Annotated in this window: 17 protein-coding genes; 8 read left to right on the forward strand and 9 right to left on the reverse strand. The window is 72.7% G+C overall.

The features are described from left to right. Positions 1-37: 37 nt before the first annotated feature. Positions 38-1078, forward strand: coding sequence for a YdcF family protein (locus ABD366_RS05580; protein ID WP_324770039.1), 1041 nt, complete (start codon positions 38-40; stop codon positions 1076-1078). An 83-nt stretch (positions 1079-1161) separates the two neighbouring features. Beyond that, positions 1162-1671: a hypothetical protein gene (locus tag ABD366_RS05585; RefSeq protein WP_324770040.1), complete on the forward strand. Its 510-nt coding sequence runs from the start codon at positions 1162-1164 to the stop codon at positions 1669-1671. A 177-nt stretch (positions 1672-1848) separates the two neighbouring features. Here ABD366_RS05585 and ABD366_RS05590 read toward each other — a convergent pair whose 3' ends face one another. From ABD366_RS05590 to ABD366_RS05605, 4 genes are all read right to left on the reverse strand, one after another. Next, positions 1849-2607 (reverse strand): GAF and ANTAR domain-containing protein, encoded by a 759-nt coding sequence (locus ABD366_RS05590; RefSeq protein ID WP_324770041.1) that lies wholly within the window; start codon positions 2605-2607, stop codon positions 1849-1851. Between the two features lie 140 nt (positions 2608-2747). Next, positions 2748-3749 carry an SDR family oxidoreductase gene (locus ABD366_RS05595; RefSeq protein ID WP_324770042.1) on the reverse strand — a complete coding sequence of 334 codons (1002 nt, stop codon included), beginning with the start codon at positions 3747-3749 and terminating at the stop codon, positions 2748-2750. An 8-nt stretch (positions 3750-3757) separates the two neighbouring features. Then, positions 3758-5533 carry a glycoside hydrolase family 15 protein gene (locus tag ABD366_RS05600; protein ID WP_324770043.1) on the reverse strand — a complete coding sequence of 592 codons (1776 nt, stop codon included), beginning with the start codon at positions 5531-5533 and terminating at the stop codon, positions 3758-3760. 395 nt (positions 5534-5928) lie between these two features. Next, positions 5929-6882 (reverse strand): alpha/beta hydrolase family protein, encoded by a 954-nt coding sequence (locus tag ABD366_RS05605; RefSeq protein ID WP_324766986.1) that lies wholly within the window; start codon positions 6880-6882, stop codon positions 5929-5931. Positions 6883-7051: 169 nt separating this feature from the next. On the opposite strand from ABD366_RS05605, the gene ABD366_RS05610 reads away from it, so the two are divergent. The 3 genes from ABD366_RS05610 to ABD366_RS05620 all read left to right on the forward strand — a co-directional run bounded on the left by ABD366_RS05610 (position 7052) and on the right by ABD366_RS05620 (position 9057). Continuing rightward, positions 7052-7651: a TetR/AcrR family transcriptional regulator gene (locus ABD366_RS05610; RefSeq protein WP_324766985.1), complete on the forward strand. Its 600-nt coding sequence runs from the start codon at positions 7052-7054 to the stop codon at positions 7649-7651. Between the two features lie 109 nt (positions 7652-7760). Further along, positions 7761-8000 (forward strand): hypothetical protein, encoded by a 240-nt coding sequence (locus tag ABD366_RS05615; protein WP_324766984.1) that lies wholly within the window; start codon positions 7761-7763, stop codon positions 7998-8000. A 103-nt stretch (positions 8001-8103) separates the two neighbouring features. After that, the gene (locus ABD366_RS05620; RefSeq protein WP_324766983.1) at positions 8104-9057 is read left to right on the forward strand and encodes a YihY/virulence factor BrkB family protein; all 954 of its coding nucleotides are present in this window, start codon (positions 8104-8106) and stop codon (positions 9055-9057) included. A 49-nt stretch (positions 9058-9106) separates the two neighbouring features. Here ABD366_RS05620 and ABD366_RS05625 read toward each other — a convergent pair whose 3' ends face one another. From ABD366_RS05625 to ABD366_RS05640, 4 genes are read right to left on the reverse strand one after another with little or no spacing between them, the layout of a single operon-like run. Then, positions 9107-10462 carry an outer membrane protein assembly factor BamB family protein gene (locus ABD366_RS05625; protein WP_324766982.1) on the reverse strand — a complete coding sequence of 452 codons (1356 nt, stop codon included), beginning with the start codon at positions 10460-10462 and terminating at the stop codon, positions 9107-9109. Then, positions 10459-11010, reverse strand: a complete 552-nt coding sequence (locus tag ABD366_RS05630) for a SigE family RNA polymerase sigma factor (protein ID WP_324766981.1) — start codon at positions 11008-11010, stop codon at positions 10459-10461. The genes ABD366_RS05625 and ABD366_RS05630 overlap by 4 nt, the downstream gene beginning before the upstream one ends. Before the next feature lie 50 nt (positions 11011-11060). Beyond that, positions 11061-12518, reverse strand: coding sequence for a sugar porter family MFS transporter (locus ABD366_RS05635; RefSeq protein WP_324766980.1), 1458 nt, complete (start codon positions 12516-12518; stop codon positions 11061-11063). After that, entirely contained in the window at positions 12511-13362 is an 852-nt protein-coding gene (locus ABD366_RS05640) for a phytanoyl-CoA dioxygenase family protein (RefSeq protein ID WP_324766979.1), read from the reverse strand. The genes ABD366_RS05635 and ABD366_RS05640 overlap by 8 nt, the downstream gene beginning before the upstream one ends. A gap of 114 nt (positions 13363-13476) precedes the next feature. Between ABD366_RS05640 and ABD366_RS05645 the strand changes: the two genes are divergently transcribed. Beyond that, positions 13477-14481, forward strand: a complete 1005-nt coding sequence (locus ABD366_RS05645; RefSeq protein WP_324766978.1) for a LacI family DNA-binding transcriptional regulator — start codon at positions 13477-13479, stop codon at positions 14479-14481. A gap of 34 nt (positions 14482-14515) precedes the next feature. Here ABD366_RS05645 and ABD366_RS05650 read toward each other — a convergent pair whose 3' ends face one another. Then, complete coding sequence (locus tag ABD366_RS05650; protein ID WP_324766976.1) at positions 14516-15403, reverse strand: carbon-nitrogen hydrolase family protein; 888 nt, start codon at positions 15401-15403, stop codon at positions 14516-14518. Between the two features lie 187 nt (positions 15404-15590). Here ABD366_RS05650 and ABD366_RS05655 point away from each other — a divergent pair, with 187 nt between their 5' ends. Both ABD366_RS05655 and hisD read left to right on the forward strand, forming a co-directional pair. Beyond that, positions 15591-16502, forward strand: coding sequence for a LysR family transcriptional regulator (locus ABD366_RS05655; RefSeq protein WP_324766974.1), 912 nt, complete (start codon positions 15591-15593; stop codon positions 16500-16502). A gap of 94 nt (positions 16503-16596) precedes the next feature. Further along, entirely contained in the window at positions 16597-17958 is a 1362-nt protein-coding gene (gene hisD, locus ABD366_RS05660; protein WP_324766972.1) for a histidinol dehydrogenase, read from the forward strand. The last annotated feature ends 42 nt before the right edge of the window (positions 17959-18000 follow it).

The following is an 18000-nucleotide window of genomic DNA, read 5'->3' on the forward strand; positions in this document are numbered from 1 at the left end:
GGGAAGGAGTGGGCCGACACCTCAGTAACATGTGCGCATGTTGGCCTATGCTCCGTCTGTCGTGTGTTTGCTCGCCTTCTGTTTCGGAGTGCTGCGGGACCGCCGCCGGGTCAGCAACGCCGTCCTCCTGGGCCTCGCCGTCGTCTTCGCCGCGGCCGCACTCTTTCTCCAGCTGGCCTCCAACAAGCCGCAGTTGGGCAGGGCCGTGGCGGTCGCACTGCTGGTCCTCGCGGCTCTGGGCGTCGTCACACTGGCGTGGTTCCTGCTCGCCAACGGCATCACCATGGCGCGCAAGGAAGGCCGGAGCCCGGCGAACCTGCTGTCGCTGGGAGCCGGCCTCGCGCTGGTCGCGCTCCTCGCCCTGCTGGCCACCGCGCTGATCCTGCACACCCGCACCCTCCTGGTGGCGGCGGGCACCGCCGTGGTGCTCGCCGGTTACGTCGCCTTCCTCTTCGTCTGCTTCCTCCTCTACGCCACCCTCTACGAACGCCTGCGCATCCGGCGCAAGGCGGACTACGTGGTGGTCCTCGGATCGGGCCTGGTCGGCGGCTCCACCGTGCCGCCGCTGCTCGCCGGCCGGCTCGACCGGGCCCGGAAGGAGCACGACAGGCTCGCACGCAAGGGCGGACGGCCCGTGCTCCTCACCTCCGGCGGGCAGGGGCCCGACGAGAAGCTGCCGGAATCGCACGCGATGGCCGACTACCTCACCGAGCGCGGCTTCCCGGCCGGCCTCGTCGAACGGGAGGACCGCTCGACCACCACCGAGGAGAACCTGCGGTTCAGCAAGGCCCTGATGGAGAAGGCGAATCCGGCCTACCGGTGTGTGATCGTCACGAACAACTACCACGTCTTCCGCGCCGCGGTGACCGCCCGCCGCGCAGGAGTCCGGGGCCATGTCATCGGCGCGCCCACGGCCGCGTACTTCTGGCCGAGCGCCATGCTGCGCGAGTTCGTCGCGCTGCTGCTCACCTACCGGCGCACCAATGCCGCCCTGTTCCTGCTCGTCCTGCTGGGCGGTCTGTTCATCTGGTGGCTGGGCTGGCCGCCCAGGGGTCACGCCGGGCTCTTCGGCGGGTGATCCGTCCGGGCCGGACGACCCGGCGGCACGGGCTACTCGGCAGTCCGGCTGACGGGCGCGAGGAAGCGGCGTACCGTCAACGCATGGATGGCGAGACGTGGTTGGCGTCCTGCCACCCGGACCCCGAGGAAGCGCAGCGGCAGTGGGAGCGGCCGCCTCATCTGGCGCGGCTGCCCACCGGACGCCGCTTCGACGCGTTGCGGCTGTCCCAGCCGCTCGGCCTGACGGTGCTGTGGGAGCTGGGCGGGCAGGCCGAGAAGGTGCCGGTGCTCGAGCAGCACATCGAGATACGTCCGGTCTTCTACATCCTCACCGAGCCCCGGGAAGCCGGCAGTTGGCCCCGCCAGCCGGACTCCGCCACCGTCCTGACGGCCGGTGCGGAGCTCACCGTGCCCTCACCGCACGCCGATGCCCTCACCGGCGTACAGCGTCACTCGCTCCTGTGGCGTACCGCGCCGGACGGCAGCGGGCATCTGGCCGACCCCGACGTCCTGCGCACGGCGCTCGCCCTGGCCCGCGACACCGACCGGCAGAAGGCCCGTATACGGGCGGCCCGCTCGGCGTTCTACGGAGCCAAGCACCGACGCCAGTGACTCCGGGCACGTCTCGCGCCGCGCGCCCCCTCGCCCGCCGAAGCGCCCTGGTGCGGGAGGGGCGGGAGCGGGAAGAATGGGCGGTGCCGCCTCTCGAGGCGGTGGTCGGCTCCGCTGCCTCGTATCCCCGTGACGGCGGAGCCGGCCTGTGTACGGCCCTGCCCGCGTTGGGCGGGGTCAGTCGCCGTGCCGCCGGTCGGAGGGCGCGGCGAACACGCCGACGTCGACGGTGTCCTCGACGACCTGCGCGCACAGTTGCGGCAGGGACATGCGCTGCGAGCGGGCGTGGGCGCACAGACGTGTGAAGGCGGCTTCCGGGGTGATCCGCAGCCGGGCGCCGAGCGCGCCCTTCGCCTGCTCGATGGTGATGCGGCTGTGGAGCGCCGACTGGAGCGGGCCGCCCTCCTCGGTCCGCTGACGGCCGAGCCGATGGTGCACGATGCCGATGGTGGTCGCGTCCGCCAGTGCCTGGCCGAGGCGCAGGTCCGCCGGGCCCAGGCCCCCGGGGGTGGTGTGGAAGAGGTTGACCGCCCCGGTCGTCTCCTCGCGCAGTCGCAGCGGGATGGCCGACACCACGCCGTACCCGGCGGCGCGGGCGGCTTCGGTGAAGCGGGGCCAGCGCTCCACGGCGGCGCGGGCCGAGAGATCCACCGGGCCGATGACGCGGTGCTCGGCGCAGCAGTCCCGGCTCGGTCCCTCGTCGGACTCGGCTTGTAATCGGCCCAGTTCCTGTGCGGCGCGGGTGGATGCGGTGGCGTCCACCAGCCGTCCCACGGCGTCGAGCATGACCACTCCGCAGGCCGACACATCCAGCAGATCCACGACGTGCCGGGTCAGCACGTGCAGGACATCGACCAGCTGGAGGCCGGCGGCCGGAGTGTCCGCGAGCTCCAGGAAAGCCCGGGCCAGGCGCTCGTCCCGCTCCGGCTGCGCCATGCCGATCACCCCACCAGAAGCGGTTGAACGCGGCCCACGGCCGGACCGCGCGTTCCTGCGTCCATTCTGGCGCCACCAGTCCCAGCACGGAACGCCTTTCAAGACAGCACGCATCTGACGCGTGCGAGGGACCGGAGCCGCTACCGCCGTGCGCGCCGGCCGAGCCAGCCCGCGCCGGCGGCGGCGCCGAGGGCGACAGCCGACAGGGCCGCGGCCGGGTGGCGGGCCACGGCGGCCTGGAAGGACCGGCTGTGGGAGGTGTCGTCGAAGATGCCGTGCGCGCCGTGCAGGCCGTCCTCGGTCCTGTCGACCGGTTCGAAGAGGTTGCTCCTGCCGGTCGGCTGCCGGTCGGTCAGTTGCGAGTCGATGCCCGCACGCGCCAGGTAACGGTCGAGCAGGGCCGGGACCAGGCGGTTGGCCCAGATGGTCGCCACCGTCGTGGCGCCGATGTAGTACTGCTTGCGGCGCGGATGGTCGGCGGCGTGCACGACCCCGCGGGCCGCGACCTCCGGCTGGTAGATGGGCGGGACGGGCTGCGGATGCCGGTCGAGGCGGGTGGTCACCCAGGAGAACTGCGGGGTGTTGACGGCGGGCATCTGGGCGATGGTGACGTGCACGTGGCTGCCCCGGTTCAGCAGCTCGGTGCGCAGGGAGGACGTGAAACCGTTGATGGCGTGCTTGGCACCGCAGTACACCGATTGCAGCGGGACCGAGCGCTCGCCCAGCGCGGAGCCGACCTGCACGATCGTGCCGCGGTCCCGGGGCAGCATCCGGCGCAGCGCGGTGCGGGTGCCGTTGACGAAGCCCAGGTAGGTCACCTGGGTGGCTCGCTCGTATTCCTCGACGGTGATCTCGTCGAACGCCGCGAAGACCGAGCTGAAGGCGCAGTTGATCCAGACGTCGATGGGTCCGAATGCCTGCTCGGCGGCGTCGGCGGCGGCTTCCAGTTGCGCCGCCTCCGCGGTGTCGGCCACCTGGACGAGGGCGCGGCCGCCCAGCGACTCGACGTCCTCGGCCGCGGCCTCCAGTCCGGCGCGGCCGCGGGCGATCAGGACGACATTGGCGCCGCGCTTGCCGTACATACGTGCGGTGGCGCGGCCGATTCCGGCACTGGCGCCGGTGATGACGACGGTCTGGGACATGGCTCGGGTCAGCTCCTTGCTCGGCGGTGTACGCCGTCGGTCCGGGGTTCCTCGGCGAGGGTGGCGGCGGTCTCCAGCAGCAGGGCGTGCACGAAGGCCTGCGGGAGGTTGCCGCGCAACTGGCGCTGGGCGACGTCGAACTCCTCCGCGTAGAGCCCCGACGCGCCGCAGGCTCCCCGGTTGCGTTCGAACCAGCGGTGCGCGTCGACCGCGTTGCCCTGGCGGTGCTCGGCGAGCGCCATGACGAACCCGCACAGAAGGAACACGCCTTCGGCGTCCTCCAGCGGCCGGTCGTCGTGGCGGAACCGGTAGATGAAGTGGTTCTGGGCCAGCTGCTCGCGGCAGGCGGCGAGTGTGGCGCGGGTGCGGGGGTCGTCGGCGGGCAGGGCGCCGCGGACGGCGGGCAGCAGCAGGGCGGCGTCGATGGCGGGGTCGTCGGGCGCGCGCTGCCAGTGGCCATCGGCGTGCACGCTCGTCTCCGCGGTGGCGGCGAGGATCGTGTCGGCGAGCCCTGTGCAGGTGTCGGCGAGCGGGTGGCGGGGCGCGGCGCGGGCCAGGGCGCGCAGTCCGGCGACGCAGGCGAGCCGGCTCTGGGTCCACTGCCGGTCGTCGAGTTCCCAGATGCCCGCGTCGGGTTCCCACCAGCGGTCGGCGACGGCCCGCACCGCGATGTCGGCGGCCTTCCAGCCGTCGGCGTCCAGCCGGTCGTGGCGCTGGGCGGCGGCAAAGAGCAGCAGCGCCTCGCCGAAGCAGTCCAGCTGGAACTGCTTGCGCACGTGGTTGCCGATACGGCTCTGGCCGCCGGGGTAACCGGGCAGATCGAGTTCCTGCTGGCCGGCGACGGGGTCGCCGTGGACCGTGTAGGCGGGGGCGAGGTGCGGGCCGTCGGCGAGCAGCCGTGCGCCGGTGAAGCGCACCGCGGCGTCGAGCAGGTCGTGCGTACCGGCGGCGGCAGCGGCCTGTCCGGCGTAGCTCTGGTCACGGATCCAGACGTAGCGGTAGTCGTAGTTGCGGCCGGCCTCCGCGCGTTCGGGCAGGCTCGTGGTGGCCGCGGCGACCATGCCGCCGTCGCGGGTGGTCAGGCCGCGCAGCACGGCGTAGGAGCGCCGGGCGTCCGGGGTGGCGATGGTGTCGCTCAGCTCGGGCACGGATGTCCGCCAGGCCTCCTCGGTCGCGGCCCAGGTCCGCCCGGCTTCCGGCAGGGTGGCGGGCAGCGGGGCGTCGGAGCACTCCAGGACCAGGTCGCGCCGTTCGCCGGGCCGCAGCACGAGGTCGGCGGTCAGACCCTCGGCGCCGGCGGTCGCCGCCGGGGCGCCCTGCCAGCGCAGCCGGTGACGGCCGGTGCTCAGGTGCCAGACGCCCTGCTCGTCGCGGTGCGTGGAGGCGAGCGGGGCGCGGCCGTAGTCGGCGCGCGGGTCGAGGACGACGCGGAGGTGGGCGGTGCCCTCGACGGCGTACACCTGCCGGAGCAGGACCAGTCGGTGTGTGTCGCCGGGGAAGGCCAGGGCGTCGCGGCACTCGATGACGCCGTCGGTGGTGATCCAGCGGCTGCGCCAGATCAGGGTGCCCTCCTCGTAGTAGCCACCTGGCACCCAGCGGCCGTGCGGTGTCACGGCGTAGACGCCTGCGCCGCCGATGAGGGAGGCGAAGACGGCGTCGTCGTGCCAGGTGGGGGCGCACAGCCAGTTCAGGGCGCCGTCGGGTCCGATCAGCGCGCCACGCTCCCCGTCGGCGAGCAGCGCGTAGTCGTGCAAGGCGTGCGGCGGGAAGGGCGTGGTGCTCACGGGGGGCTGCCTCCTGCTGGCCGGACCTGGTGGGAGCTGAGGGGAGGTGTCAGAAGCGGCGGAGCATGCGCAACCGCGCGGCCGGCCGCGGCCGTGGCGGTCACGGTGAGGGCGGCGGCGCCCGCGGTCGTCGCCCAGCGGGCGACGCGGGACGGCGACGCGGGACAGCGACGCGGGACGGCGACGCGGGACGGGCATGGAGGGACCGCCTTCCTGAACGCTCGACCTGCGAGTTCCGGCCCACGCGTGCGGCTGCGCCCGTGGTCCGCGGCGCGGGTACCCAGCCTCGCACCGTGCAAGAGCGCTGTCGCGGCACGCGTGGCCCGGCCGCCGGTCACGCCGGGCGCCTCGGTCGGCTTCTGTTCCGGCGGTGCCGGGCCGGGCCCGCGAAGGACCTACTTGGTCTCGACCCGTCCCACCGGGCCGGGCCCGGCCGCCAGCGCCTCGCACGCGCTCTGCCAGGCGTCGTCACCGGGGCGGAGCTGCGTACGGAGGTACGCCGCGGTGAGCCGGGCGAGGGCGGCGACCCGTTCGGGGTTCTCGTCCGTGGTCTCGGCGGCGTCGTACCCGGCGATCCCGCCGAGTCCGTGCTCCGCGTCGAAGAGGGTGAGCAGGGACTTGGGCGCGGGAGCGAGGGTGTACGGGTCGGCGTGCCAGTCCGGCCCCATGTCCGTGAAGTGCCGGGAGTCGTCCTTGTCGCCGGCCACCACCAGCGCGGGTGTGGTCATCGTGGAGAAGTCCAGGGACCGGAAGATCGACAGCTGCTCGGCCATGGGGCCGTTGAGCACGTCTCCCCTGCCGGGCGCGGCCAGCAGCACGCCCGCCTTGATACGGGGTTCGTGGAGGCGCACGACCTCGCCGCTGTCGGGGTCGGTGAGCCCGGCGCCGAGCAGAAGACTCGCGGTGAAGCCGCCGAGCGAGTGTCCGGCAACGGCGACCGCGGCCCGGTCGACCCGCCCGGCGAGCTGCGGCACGGCGCTCTCGATCTCGTCGAACCGGTCGAGGAGGTGCGTCATGTCCTCGGCCCGGGAGCGCCAGAAGTAGGGCGCGCCCGGGACGTCGGCGACCAGATGGCTCAGCGTCCTGGAGGTGAGGTGGGTGGGCTGGACGACCACGAATCCGCGGGCGGCCCAGACATCGGCCAGCGGCGCGTACCCGTGCAGAGAGGAGAGGTGATGGGAGGGGCCGTGACCGTGGGAGAGGAGGAGGACGGGAAGGCCGGTGCCGGTCGCGGGGGCGGTGACCCGTACCTGGAGGTCGACGGGGCGCCCGGGTACGGGCAGCACCACCGGGCTGAAGGACAGCACCGGGGTGGGCGTAGCGGTGTCGGTGGTGGTGGAAGCGTTCACGATGCGTGGTTCCCCTTCTGCGGGCCCTTCCGCCCACGGGTCGCGTCGGACCGGTGGGCAGGGCAGGGCGATCAGGAGCGTCCGTTTCGGCTAACCTGAAGCGGAGCACTGCTCCACTAATATCCGGAACACTGCTCCGCTTTGTCAAGCGGAGTGGGAAGGACGCGTCATGACCAGCGACAGCCCCGCCGGGGATCCGGCCGCGCCCCGCAGCAAGCGGGTCGACGCCCAGCGCAACCGGCAGACGGTGCTCACGGCCGCCGCGGAGGCGTTCGTGGCGGCCGGCGTCGACGCTCCGATCCGCCAGATCGCGGCCCGGGCGGGCGTCGGCATGGGCACGATCTACCGCCACTTCCCGACCCGGGCGGACCTCGTCACGGCCGTCTACCGCCATCAGATCGAGGCCTGCGCCGAAGCCGGTCCCGCGCTGCTGGCCGGCCACGACTCGGCGTACGACGCGCTGCGCGAGTGGATCGACCTCTTCGTCGACTTCCTGGTCACCAAGCACGGGCTCGCCGACGCCCTGCAGTCCGACAGCGACCGCTTCGCCGCGCTGCACACCTACTTCCTCGACCGCCTGATGCCGGTCTGCGCCGAACTGCTCGACGCCGCGGTCGACTCCGGGGCCATCCGCCCCGGCACCCAGCCCTACGAGCTCATGCGCGGTATCGGGAACCTCTGCATCGGGCGCGACAACGACCCCCGTTACGACCCGCGCCGCCTGATCGACCTCCTCCTGCGGGGGCTGCGGGACCCCGGGGCGGGCTGACGACGACGCGTGCGCCCAGTCGGGTGGTCACCGCTCCCCCGACATGCGCTCCCCAACAGGTCGGCTCACGGTGGGTCCTGTCGGACCCGGACCAACCAGAGGAGTCGTCATGGCTGACCGCAGCAACTATCAGGACCCCACCTTCGACCCGTTCGACCCGCAGGAGGAGCGGGCCCGCCAGGAGCCGGAGCGCGAGCGCCAGGAGCCGGAGCGCGAGCGCCAGGAGCCGGAGCGCGAGCGCCAGGAGCCGGAGCGCGAGAGGCGCCGCGAGGACGACACCCGGCCCCTGCTCCCCGAGGACGACCGGCTCGGCCACGACGACCCGCGGGACGGCGCCGGCTACCGGTAGGCCGCAGCTTCGCGCACACCTCTGCCCCCGATTGCATGCCGCGTTCGGGGGCAGAGGTGTGCGCGGAACACACGCGGGTGCGTGACCGACCGAGGGGGCAGCGATGGGCACGGCGACCAAGGTCCCCGAGACCCGCGACATGCGGGGCGATGAACTCTCCGGCGACGAGGCGTACGAGGCACTGCGCCGCTACGGGGGCCTGCGGCTGCTGCGGGACGCCTTCGTCCGCTTCCGTTACGCGGACGGGTTCAGCCATGCCCGCGCCCTGGCGCTGCAGACGGTGCTGGCGCTGATCCCGCTCGCCATCGTCTTCGTCGGTCTGTCGACGACGCTGCACACCGAGAGCGTCGGACGGTTCGCGGAGGTGACCATCCACCGCATCGCCCAGGGGCCGAGCGCCGCGGTCGTCGACGACGCTCTCGCCAGGAGCCGCCGCACCGCGGGCGGGGGCACGCAGGTCGCCCTCTGGTTCGCGCTGGCGTTCTCGCTGTCCAACATCACCACGGCCATGTGCCAGGTCGAGCGCGGCGCCAACCGCATCTACGGCAACGAGCGCGACCGCCCCTTCCTCAGGAAGTACGCGCGCGGACTCGTCATGGCGGTCAGCGCCGGCCTGCCGCTCGGCCTCGGCTTCATCATGATGGTGGCCGGCGGCGATCTGGGAGCGGCGGCCGTGTCCGTCTACGATCTCGGCGACGGCGCCGACACCGCCTGGTCCGCCCTGCGCTGGCCCCTCGGCCTGGCGCTGGCACTGTTCTCGGCCAGCGCCGTCTTCCGGCGTTCGCCGCGCCGCCGGCAACCCGGCTACACCTGGCTGGCGTTCGGCGCGGCCGTGTATCTGGTGCTGTGGTCGCTGCTGACCTGGGGTCTGAGCCTGTACCTGTCGCTGAGCGGGTCCTTCGACACCGTCTACGGACCGCTCAGCGCCTTCATGTCCCTGCTCCTATGGGCCTACCTCACTTCCATAGCCCTGTTCCTCGGCCTGTCGTTCGCGGCCCAGCTCGAAGCCGCGCGGGCCCTGCGGCCGGGCCCCGCCGAGCCCGACCCCGGCGTGTGAACGACCGGGGCCGACGCGGCGTCGGGGAGCGTCCGCGCCCCGAACTCGCCTACGACAGTCGGGGCTCGATCCTGAAGAGCGTGCCGCCGACCTGCCCGATGAGACCGTGCTCGAAGCTCATCAGCTCGGGGGCGATCCCACCCTGCACCGGGCTCTTCGGCAACTCCACCCGGCCGCGCCAGCGCACCGTGCCGCCGTCCAGATCGACGCCCACCAGTTGCCCCGACGGAGCGAGGTAGTACGCGACGCGGCTCCCGAGATCCACCGCGGCCGCGGAGGGCAGCTCCCGCATCCTGGGGTCGCCCCGCTCCTCGCGCAGCGTCAGCCCGGCGTCGCGCGACCACAGGCGCTTGCCGGTGCCGGCCGAATACGCGACGGCGTTGCCCTTCCCGTCGACGGTCAGGATGCGCCCGTCCTCAACCACACCCGAGGGCAGCCCGTCGACCCGGTGCTGCGTCGTCGAACCGGTGCGGGTGTCGACGCGGGTGAGCGTGGCGGGCCCGGGGTCGCCGAAGAACTCCTGCCCGCCGGCCATGCCGCCCAGCAGCACGGAGTCCCCGTCCGTACCGATGTACGTGGTCATGCCCTTGACGGTCGCGACGGTCCGCGCCTCCCCCGTCGCCGGGTCGAGCCGGACGACTGTGCTCTTCTGCGGTGCCTTCTCACTGTCCGGCGAGCACGTCAGATAGGGGACGCCGCCGATCACGGCCCGGTCGCAGTCGGCCTTCTTCCACGTGTACGTCCACAGCGTCCGGCCCGTCCTGGAGTCGAGCGCGGCCACGCTCTTGAACGTCGGGGTGTTGGCGAGCACCCCGCCGTCGAACAGCACGGCGGAGGTCCGGCCGCGGCTGTCGTCGGCCAGCTCGTGCTTCCACAGCGTCCGCCTGCTGTCGACGTCGAGGGCGACCAGGTCGGTGCCGGCCCGGGGCGTGCCCGGCGAGTGATCGGCGTACGTGTACAGGATCCCGTCCCGGACTCCCGGCATCGATCCGGCCGGTGAGCCTCCGTCGTCGGCGCTCTTCGCCTTCCGCTGCCATGCGGCCTTTCCGGTGCCGGCGTCCACACCGATGCCGTCGTACTCCGGGCCCCGGCAGTACACGGCACCGGCCTGCGCGGTGCAGGCGTCCCAGGACCCGGCGGGCAGCGTGGTCTGCCAGAGCAGTCTGCTCTGCGTGCTCGTCCGCGCGGCCGGCGGCGGTGTCCCGTCGCCGTTCCCGCCGGTGACGAGGACGGCGCCGAAGGTGATTCCGGCCAGGCCCAGAGCGGCGCCCGCCACCCGGACCCGGTTGCGCCTGCGGCGGCGGCGCACGAGGCGATCGGCGAGGCCCGCGGGCGCGGCCGCCTCGTCGGGGGTCCAGTCGTGCAGGACGTCCCTGATCGCGTTGTCCAGCTGATCGGCGTTCATGTGCGGGCCCCCTTCAGCGCTTTGGTGCTCAGGGCGGTCGATGCGTTCCGGGCCGGGTCGCCCAACTCCGGTGCGAGGCCGCGCAGCCGGGCCAGTGAGCGATGGGTGGTGCTGCGTACGGTGCCGACGGAGCAGCCGAGCACGCCCGCGACCTCCGTCTCGGAGAGGTCCTCGAAGTAGCGCAGCACCAGTACGGTGCGCTGGCGCGGCGTCAGTCGGGCGAGCGCCTGGCCCACCGCGATGCGCAGGTCTGCGTCGGACGTGCCGTCGGCGAGGCCGGAGCGTTCCGGCGGGGTGGCGAACGTCGGCTCGCGGTGCGGCCGGCGCAGTCGCCAGCGGCTGATCTGGTGCCGGTACATCACCTTGCGGACGTAGCCCTCCGGATCCTCGATGTGCCGCCAGCGGCCCAGCGCCTTCAACAGAGCGATCTGCACGAGGTCCTCGGCCTCGTGCAGATCGCCGCCGGTGAGCAGGTTCGCCAGGCGCAGCAGGGCGCTCCAGCGGGCATCGACGAAGTCCCGGAATCTCTCGTGGTCCTGCGGGTCCATGGGCCCTCCCGTTCCCTATCGCCCACAAGGACGCGCGGGCCGCAGGCAATCTATGTCTGCTGTTCCGGGTTTCTTTCGGCAGGCCCGTCGCCCAGGGCCCGGCGGAAGGGGAGCGGGCTGTGCAGCGCCCGCTCGATGCTCTCCAGGCTTCGGCCCTTCGTCTCCGGGACCTTGAGGACGACGAAGACGATGCAGGCGACGTTCATCAGCGCGTAGAACAGGAAGGTGCCGGAGCGGCCGATGGCGTTGATCGCCGTCAGGGCGGTCATGGCGATGAGGAGGTCGAAGCCCCACAGGGACATGGTGGCCAGGCTCGTGCCCGGGCCGCGCACACTCAGCGGCAGGATCTCCGGGCCGATGAGCCAGACGACGGCCTGCATCCCCACGCCGTTGAACAGGATGTACGCGAACAGCGAGATGATCACCGTCCAGCGCTGGGCCGCGGAGTCCGTGGAGGTGGCGAAGGCGAGCGCGAGCACGACCATGGCGAGCGCCGAGCCGGGCAGGAACCACAACATCGTGCGGCGCCGTCCCGCCTTGTCGACCGCGACGGCGCCCACCACTCCGGCCACGACGAGCATCGCGCCGATGCCGATGCCGGTGAGCAGCGCGACCGAGTCGCCGAAGCCCGCGTCGTCGAGGATCGTCGGCGCGTAGTAGACGATGGCGTTGATCCCGGTGAGCTGGGAGAAGGCGGCGATGCCCACGGCGATCAGGAGAGCCGGGCGCAGCCAGCGCTGTCGCAGCTGACCCCAACTGCCGCCGCCCGACGGGGTGTTGGCGGTCACGGAGGTGATCTCGGCCACCTCCGCCGCCACGTCCGCTCCGGCGGGCCGCAGCCGCCGCAAGGTGCGCAGCGCGTCGTCGCCGCGGTGCTGCTCGATGAGCCAGCGCGGGCTCTCCGGCAGGAACAGCATGCCGACGGCCAGAGCGGCGGCGGGGATCACCGCGAGGGCGAACATGACGCGCCAGCCGCCGCTGCCGGACAGGGCCCAGCCGCAGAGGTAGGCGATGAGCTGTCCGATGGCGACCATCAGCTGGAAGAGCACCATGAGCCGGCCGCGGATGGCGGCGGGCGCCAGTTCCGCGATGTAGACGGGCACCATGTTCGAGGCGCCGCCCACCGCGAGGCCGAGTACGAAGCGGGCGGCGATCAGCGTCGACACGTCGGGGGCGACCGCGGCCGCCACCGCGCCGACGGCGAAGATCACCGCGACCGCCGCCACCACCTTGCGGCGGCCGTGCCGTACCGCGGTGCGCCCCGAGATCAGGGCGCCGGCCATCGCGCCGAGCAGGATGACGCTGACGACGATCTCCTGCTCGCGGGAGGAGAGGTCGAGGTCGTCGCGCAGGTGGAGCAGGGCGCCGGAGATGATGCCGGTGTCGTAGCCGAAGAGCAGGCCGCCGAGGGCCGAGACGGCGGCGACGGCGTAGACGAGGAGCGGCGGGCGCCCCGTGCCCGGCGAACGGCCCGGCGGGTGTTCGGTCAGCAGTGACGTCTCAGGCATCGCCCATGACCAGACCCTCGATGGTGTGCTTCTGCGTGAGGGGCGTCAGCGTGTCGACGACCGGGCAGACCAGGTGGCGCCGGACCCGCTCGGGCAGCGCCTCCCAGAACGCGCGGGTGACGGCGGTGTCGTGGCGGTCGCCGTTGTTCGCCTCGGGGCCGTCGAGGCCCAGCACCAGGACGGGCCGCGCCTTGGCCGACTCGTTCTTCGTGCCGCGGTGGATGGTCAGGGCGGTGCGGGCCGAGATGTCGCCGCGCTGCGGGTACTTGCGCACCGCGCGCTCCGCGTAGCGGCCGAAGCGCTCGCGGGGCGGGAACATCCCGTGCTCGAAGTCGGGTTCGTCGTCCCACTGGGTGCCGGGCGCGATCTCGAAGGGGCCCATGTCCTCGGCGGTGTCGACCGCGGTGACGTTGAAGGCCAGCGAGGTCAGGCGGCGCTCGGCGCGCGTCTCGTCGGGGAGGGGGAAGTCGCGGTGCCAGGGCTGGTTCACCGCGCCCTTGAGCGGTACGTCGAAGCCGAGTTCGACGATGCGGTAGTCGGGGCCGAGGACCGCGGTGGCCACGGACCGGACCCACGGGTGGTCCACGAGGTCGACGAAGCCGCGCAGTTGCTCGGGGTGGATCTCCACGTAGTAGCGGTTCGGGCCGCGGCCCACCGCGCCGTCCGGGCGGGAGCGCGCCTCCTCGAAAGCGGCCTCGATGTCCTCGCGCAGCCGGTCGGACCACTCCTTGGTGAAGGCCCCCTTCCGCGCGGTGATGCCGTCGGTGTAGAGGTGCGCCACCTCCTGCGTCACGTCGACGTCCAGGTCAGCGGGGCATACACCGGGAAATGCGGACACAGTCATCCTTGCCTCCTTGCAAGCAGAGCTTCCGCCCCTACATTGCATCGTTGAATGCAACGTTGCAATACCCTTTGGCGCGGGCATTTTGTGAAGGGCGTCGCATGAAAGGATGGGCCGGTGAGCAGTCGTCTGAAAGATGTGGCCGCCCGAGCCGGGGTCTCCGTGCGCACCGTGTCGAACGTCGTCAGCGGATCCGCCTCCGTGGCCGCCGAGACCCGGCAGCGCGTCCAGGAAGCGATCGAGGAACTCGGCTATCAACCCAATCTCGCCGCCCGCAGCCTGCGGGCCGGCCGCACCGGAATCATCGGCCTGGCCATCCCCGAACTGCACTCGCCGTACTTCGGCGAACTCGCCGGACTTCTGGTGGACGAGGCCCAGCGCCGCTCCTGGACCGTGATCATCGACCAGACCCGGGGCGACGCGGAGGCCGAACGCCGGCTGCTGACCCAGAGCGGCGGGCGCGTGGTCGACGGCCTCATCATCAGCCCCTGGGCGCTGGACCCGGCCGAACTGGCCGCGACGGCACCGGCCGTCCCCCTCGTCCTGCTCGGCGAACGCAGCCCGCAGGAGGCCGCGGACCGGGTGGCCGTCGACAATGTCGCCGCCGCCGACGAAGCCACCAGCCACCTGATCGGACTCGGGCGGCGCCGGATCGCCGCCATCGGCCTCCAGCCGCACCTGCACAACGGCACCGCCCGGCTGCGCACCGAGGGGTACCGCCGCGCCCTCGACCGCGCCGGGCTCCCCCACCCCACCGCGGCCCAGCGGCCCGTCGCCGCGCTGCACCGGGCGGACGGCGCCCGGGCCATGGCCGAGCTGATCGACGGGCCCGTCGCCCCCGACGCGGTGTTCGCCTTCAGCGACGAACTCGCCCTGGGCGCCCTCCATGTGGCGCACGAGCGGGGCCTGCGCGTGCCCGAGGACCTCGCGATCGTCGGGTTCGACGACATCGAGGACGGCCGCTACAGCCACCCGCCCCTGACCACCATCGCGCCGGACAAGCAGCAGATCGCCGAACGGTCCCTGCAATGTCTCGCGGACCGCATATACAGCCCCGGCAACGACGTCCCGCCACAGGAACTGTTCGTCCCGCACCGGCTGGTGAAGCGCGGTACGGCCTGAGGGCTTGTCCTGAACCCTTGTCCGCGCGCCGCCGTCACCGCGGGTCGGCGCCGCCCAGCCCCTCGCGCCACCGCGCGGGGTCGATCCGGCCCTCGTACAGGGGGAGTTCGAGCGGTGCCTGACCCGGCGTGAACGGGTCCCATACGCGGGTGAGGCCCGCGGTGCCGTGCGCGCGGACGCTGCGGGCGCGGGCGAGGTCGAGCACCTCCGTCAGGACCAGCTCCGGCTCGGGTCCGGCCTCGGCGAGCACCCGTCCTTCGGGATCAACGAGCACACTCCGGCCGATCCCATCCGGCGGCGCCGCGTTGACGCTCGCCATGAAGACCTGGTTGACGATCGCGTTCGCGCGGGCGAGCACCAGTTCCTGCGCCCGGTCGACGGTCGGCGTGCGCACCAGGTTGAGGACCAGATCGGCCCCCTGCCACGCCAGATGCCGCGTCACCTCGGGGAACCAGGCGTCGTAGCAGATCGAAAGGCCCACCCGCCCGTGGTCCTCCATGTCGAAGACCACGAAGTGCGTGCCCGATGCCGTGGTCTCGTGGGGCCGCCACGGGAACACCTTGCGGTACGCGGCCACGCGCGTGCCCTGCGGCGAGTACACGACGGCCGTGTTGTAGATCCGCCCGTCCTCGCCCTGCTCGTAGACGCTGCCGGGGACGAGCCAGATGCCCAGGTCGCGTGCCAGGGCGGCCAGTGCCGTCCCGCGCGGCCCGCCCAGCGGCTGCGCCGCCGCGGTCATGACCTCCTCGGCGTCCTCGTCCCTCGTGTGCCCGCACAGGTGCAGCTCCGGGTACGCGAACAGCCGGACACCCGGATAGGTCCTGGTGAGCGCGGCCACCTCGGTCGCGAAGGAGTCCAGGTCAGGGGCGGAATGATGGCGAGCGGCAGCCTGGACCAGGCCGACCGGCAGAGGGCGGGACATCGGGTACGGGACCCCTTTCGGACGGACGGCATGAGGGAGCGCGGACGAGCCAATCACCCCGCTTACCCCAGGGCAAGGCCCCTCTTCCCTGCGCGAACCACAGGGCAAGCCTGTACCTTCGGGCGTGCGCGCAGTACTCCCGCCACCTACCGGACCTACCGGACCTACCGACAAGGCACAAGCACGTATGACGCTCAATCAGCTGAGGGCTTTCGTCGAAGCGGAGCGGCGCGGATCGTTCACCGCCGCGGCGCAGGCCATGGACATGGCCCAGGCATCGGCCTCGGAGCTGGTGCGCCGCCTGGAGACCGAGCTCGACGCCGAACTGTTCGTCCGCGGCAGCCGCACCCTGACCCTGACGTCGGCCGGACAGGAACTGCTGCCGTACGCCCAGCAGTCGGTGGAGGCGGCGGATCACGGGACCCGGGCCGTGCGCTCGCTGGGTTCGCTCGGCGGCGGCACGGCCACTTTCGGGGTGCTGCGCAACGCCGACTACTACCTGCTCTCCAACCTCGTCCAGCTCTTCCACGCCCGCTACCCCTCCGTCCGGGTCCGGCTCGTCGGCCAGAACTCGGCCGAGACGGCCGCCGCCGTCGCCGCCGGACGCATCGAGGCGGGCCTGGTCGTGCTGCCGATCGACGACGAGGGACTCGCGGTGAGCCCGCTCCTGCGCGACGAGGTGTTCTACGTCAGCGCCGACAACGAACGCACCCGCGCACCGGTCACCATCGAAGCCTTCTCGCGTGCGCCTCTCGTCCTGTACGACGCCCACTACGGCTGGCAGGACCCGACGCGGCGGCAGATCGCGGAGCGCGCCCAGCTCGCCGGGGTCACCGTCGACCCGCTGATCGAGCTCGAACACGTAGAGGCCGCGCTGAAGTTGGTGGCCGCGGGGGTCGGCGACACGATCGCGAGCCGCGCGGTGGTCGCCGGTCCGACGTTCCCCGCGGGGCTGCACACCGCGTCGTTCGACGAGCCGCTGTACGACACCATCGCGCTGGTCCGGCGCCGGGGACACCCCCTGTCCCGCGCCACCCGGGAACTCGCCCGGATCGCCGAGGACACCCTCCGCGAGATCGGCGCCGGCCTCAACCTCTGAGCCGGCCTCGGCCCTCAATCACAGGCAAACCCTGTGGATCGGACAGGAACCGCCCCTCTAGTCCTGTGGCAGCAAGACCTCTAGCGTCCTCGCCATGCAGATCACGCACGACGAAGCCCAGGCCCTCCCCCCTCTTCAGTGGCTCAAGAAGCCGTCCGTCGACGGCCCTCCCGCCCAGCGCGACCCCAAGGTGGTCGAGCGGGTGTCGCAGATGCTCAAGGAGATCGAGCACAAGGGCATGGACGCGGTACGCGCCTACGCCAAGGAGCTGGACGGCTGGTCCGGCGACCTGGAGATCGGCGCCGCCGAGCTCAAGAAGTCCGGGGACGCGCTGCCCCCGGACGTCCGCACCGCCCTGGAGATGGGCTACGAGCGCACCCACCGGTTCGCCGCCGCCCAGCGCGAGCACCTGACGGACTTCGAGATCGAACTCGCCCCGGGCGTGAAGGGCGGCCAGCGGTACGTACCGGTCTCCCGCGTCGGCGCCTACCTGCCGGCCGGCCGCTTCCCGCTGCTCGCCAGCGCCTTCATGACCGTGAACGTCGCCAAGACGGCGGGCGTCCCCACCGTCCTGGCCTGCACTCCCCCGTCGGGCGAGCACGGCGCCCACCCCGCCGTGCTGTACGGCGCCTACCTCTCCCGCGCCGACCGCGTCTTCGCCCTCGGCGGCGTCCAGGCGCTCGGCGCGATGGCCTTCGGCCTGCTCGGCGAGGCCCCGGTCGACATGCTCGTCGGCGCCGGGAACGCCTTCGTCACCGAGGCCAAGCGGCAGCTGTTCGGCCAGGTCGGCATCGACCTGCTGGCCGGCCCCTCCGAGGTCGCGGTCATCGCCGACGACAGCGCGGACCCGGTGTGGGTCGCGGCGGACCTGCTCGGCCAGGCCGAGCACGGCCCCAACTCCCCCGCCGCGCTGATCACCACGTCCGAGAAGCTGGGGCGCGCCGTCGTCACGGAGATCGAGCGCCAGCTCTCGACCCTGGCCACCCGGGACATCGCCGGTCCGGCCTGGCGCGACTTCGGCTCCGTCATCGTCGTGGGCGACCGGGCCGACGCCGTCGCCGTCGCCGACGTGCTGGGCCCGGAGCACCTGGAGATCCACACCGAGGACGACGACTACTACCTGACCAACCTCACCTGCTACGGCTCCCTCTTCATCGGCCCCTGGTCCACCGTCGCCTACTCCGACAAGGGCATCGCCGGCACCAACCACGTGCTGCCGACCGGCAAGACCGCCCGCTACAACGCGGGGCTCTCCGTCTCCCGCTTCCTCAAGCCGCTGACCTACCAGCGGGCCGCGAAGGAGGGCACGGCGGCGCTGGCCCCCGCGGTCGAGCGGATCTCCGCCTTCGAAGGGCTGGCGGCGCACGGCGCGACGGCCACGCTGCGCATCGACAAGATCGGCCGCACGCACGAGATGTTCGACGCCGTTCCCACGGACCTGCGCGAGCAGCTCTGATCCCGTTCCCCGCCGGCGCGCCGCAGTGCGGTGCGGCGCGCC

Source organism: Streptomyces kunmingensis (assembly GCF_039533535.1).
GTDB lineage: Bacteria > Actinomycetota > Actinomycetes > Streptomycetales > Streptomycetaceae > Streptomyces > Streptomyces kunmingensis.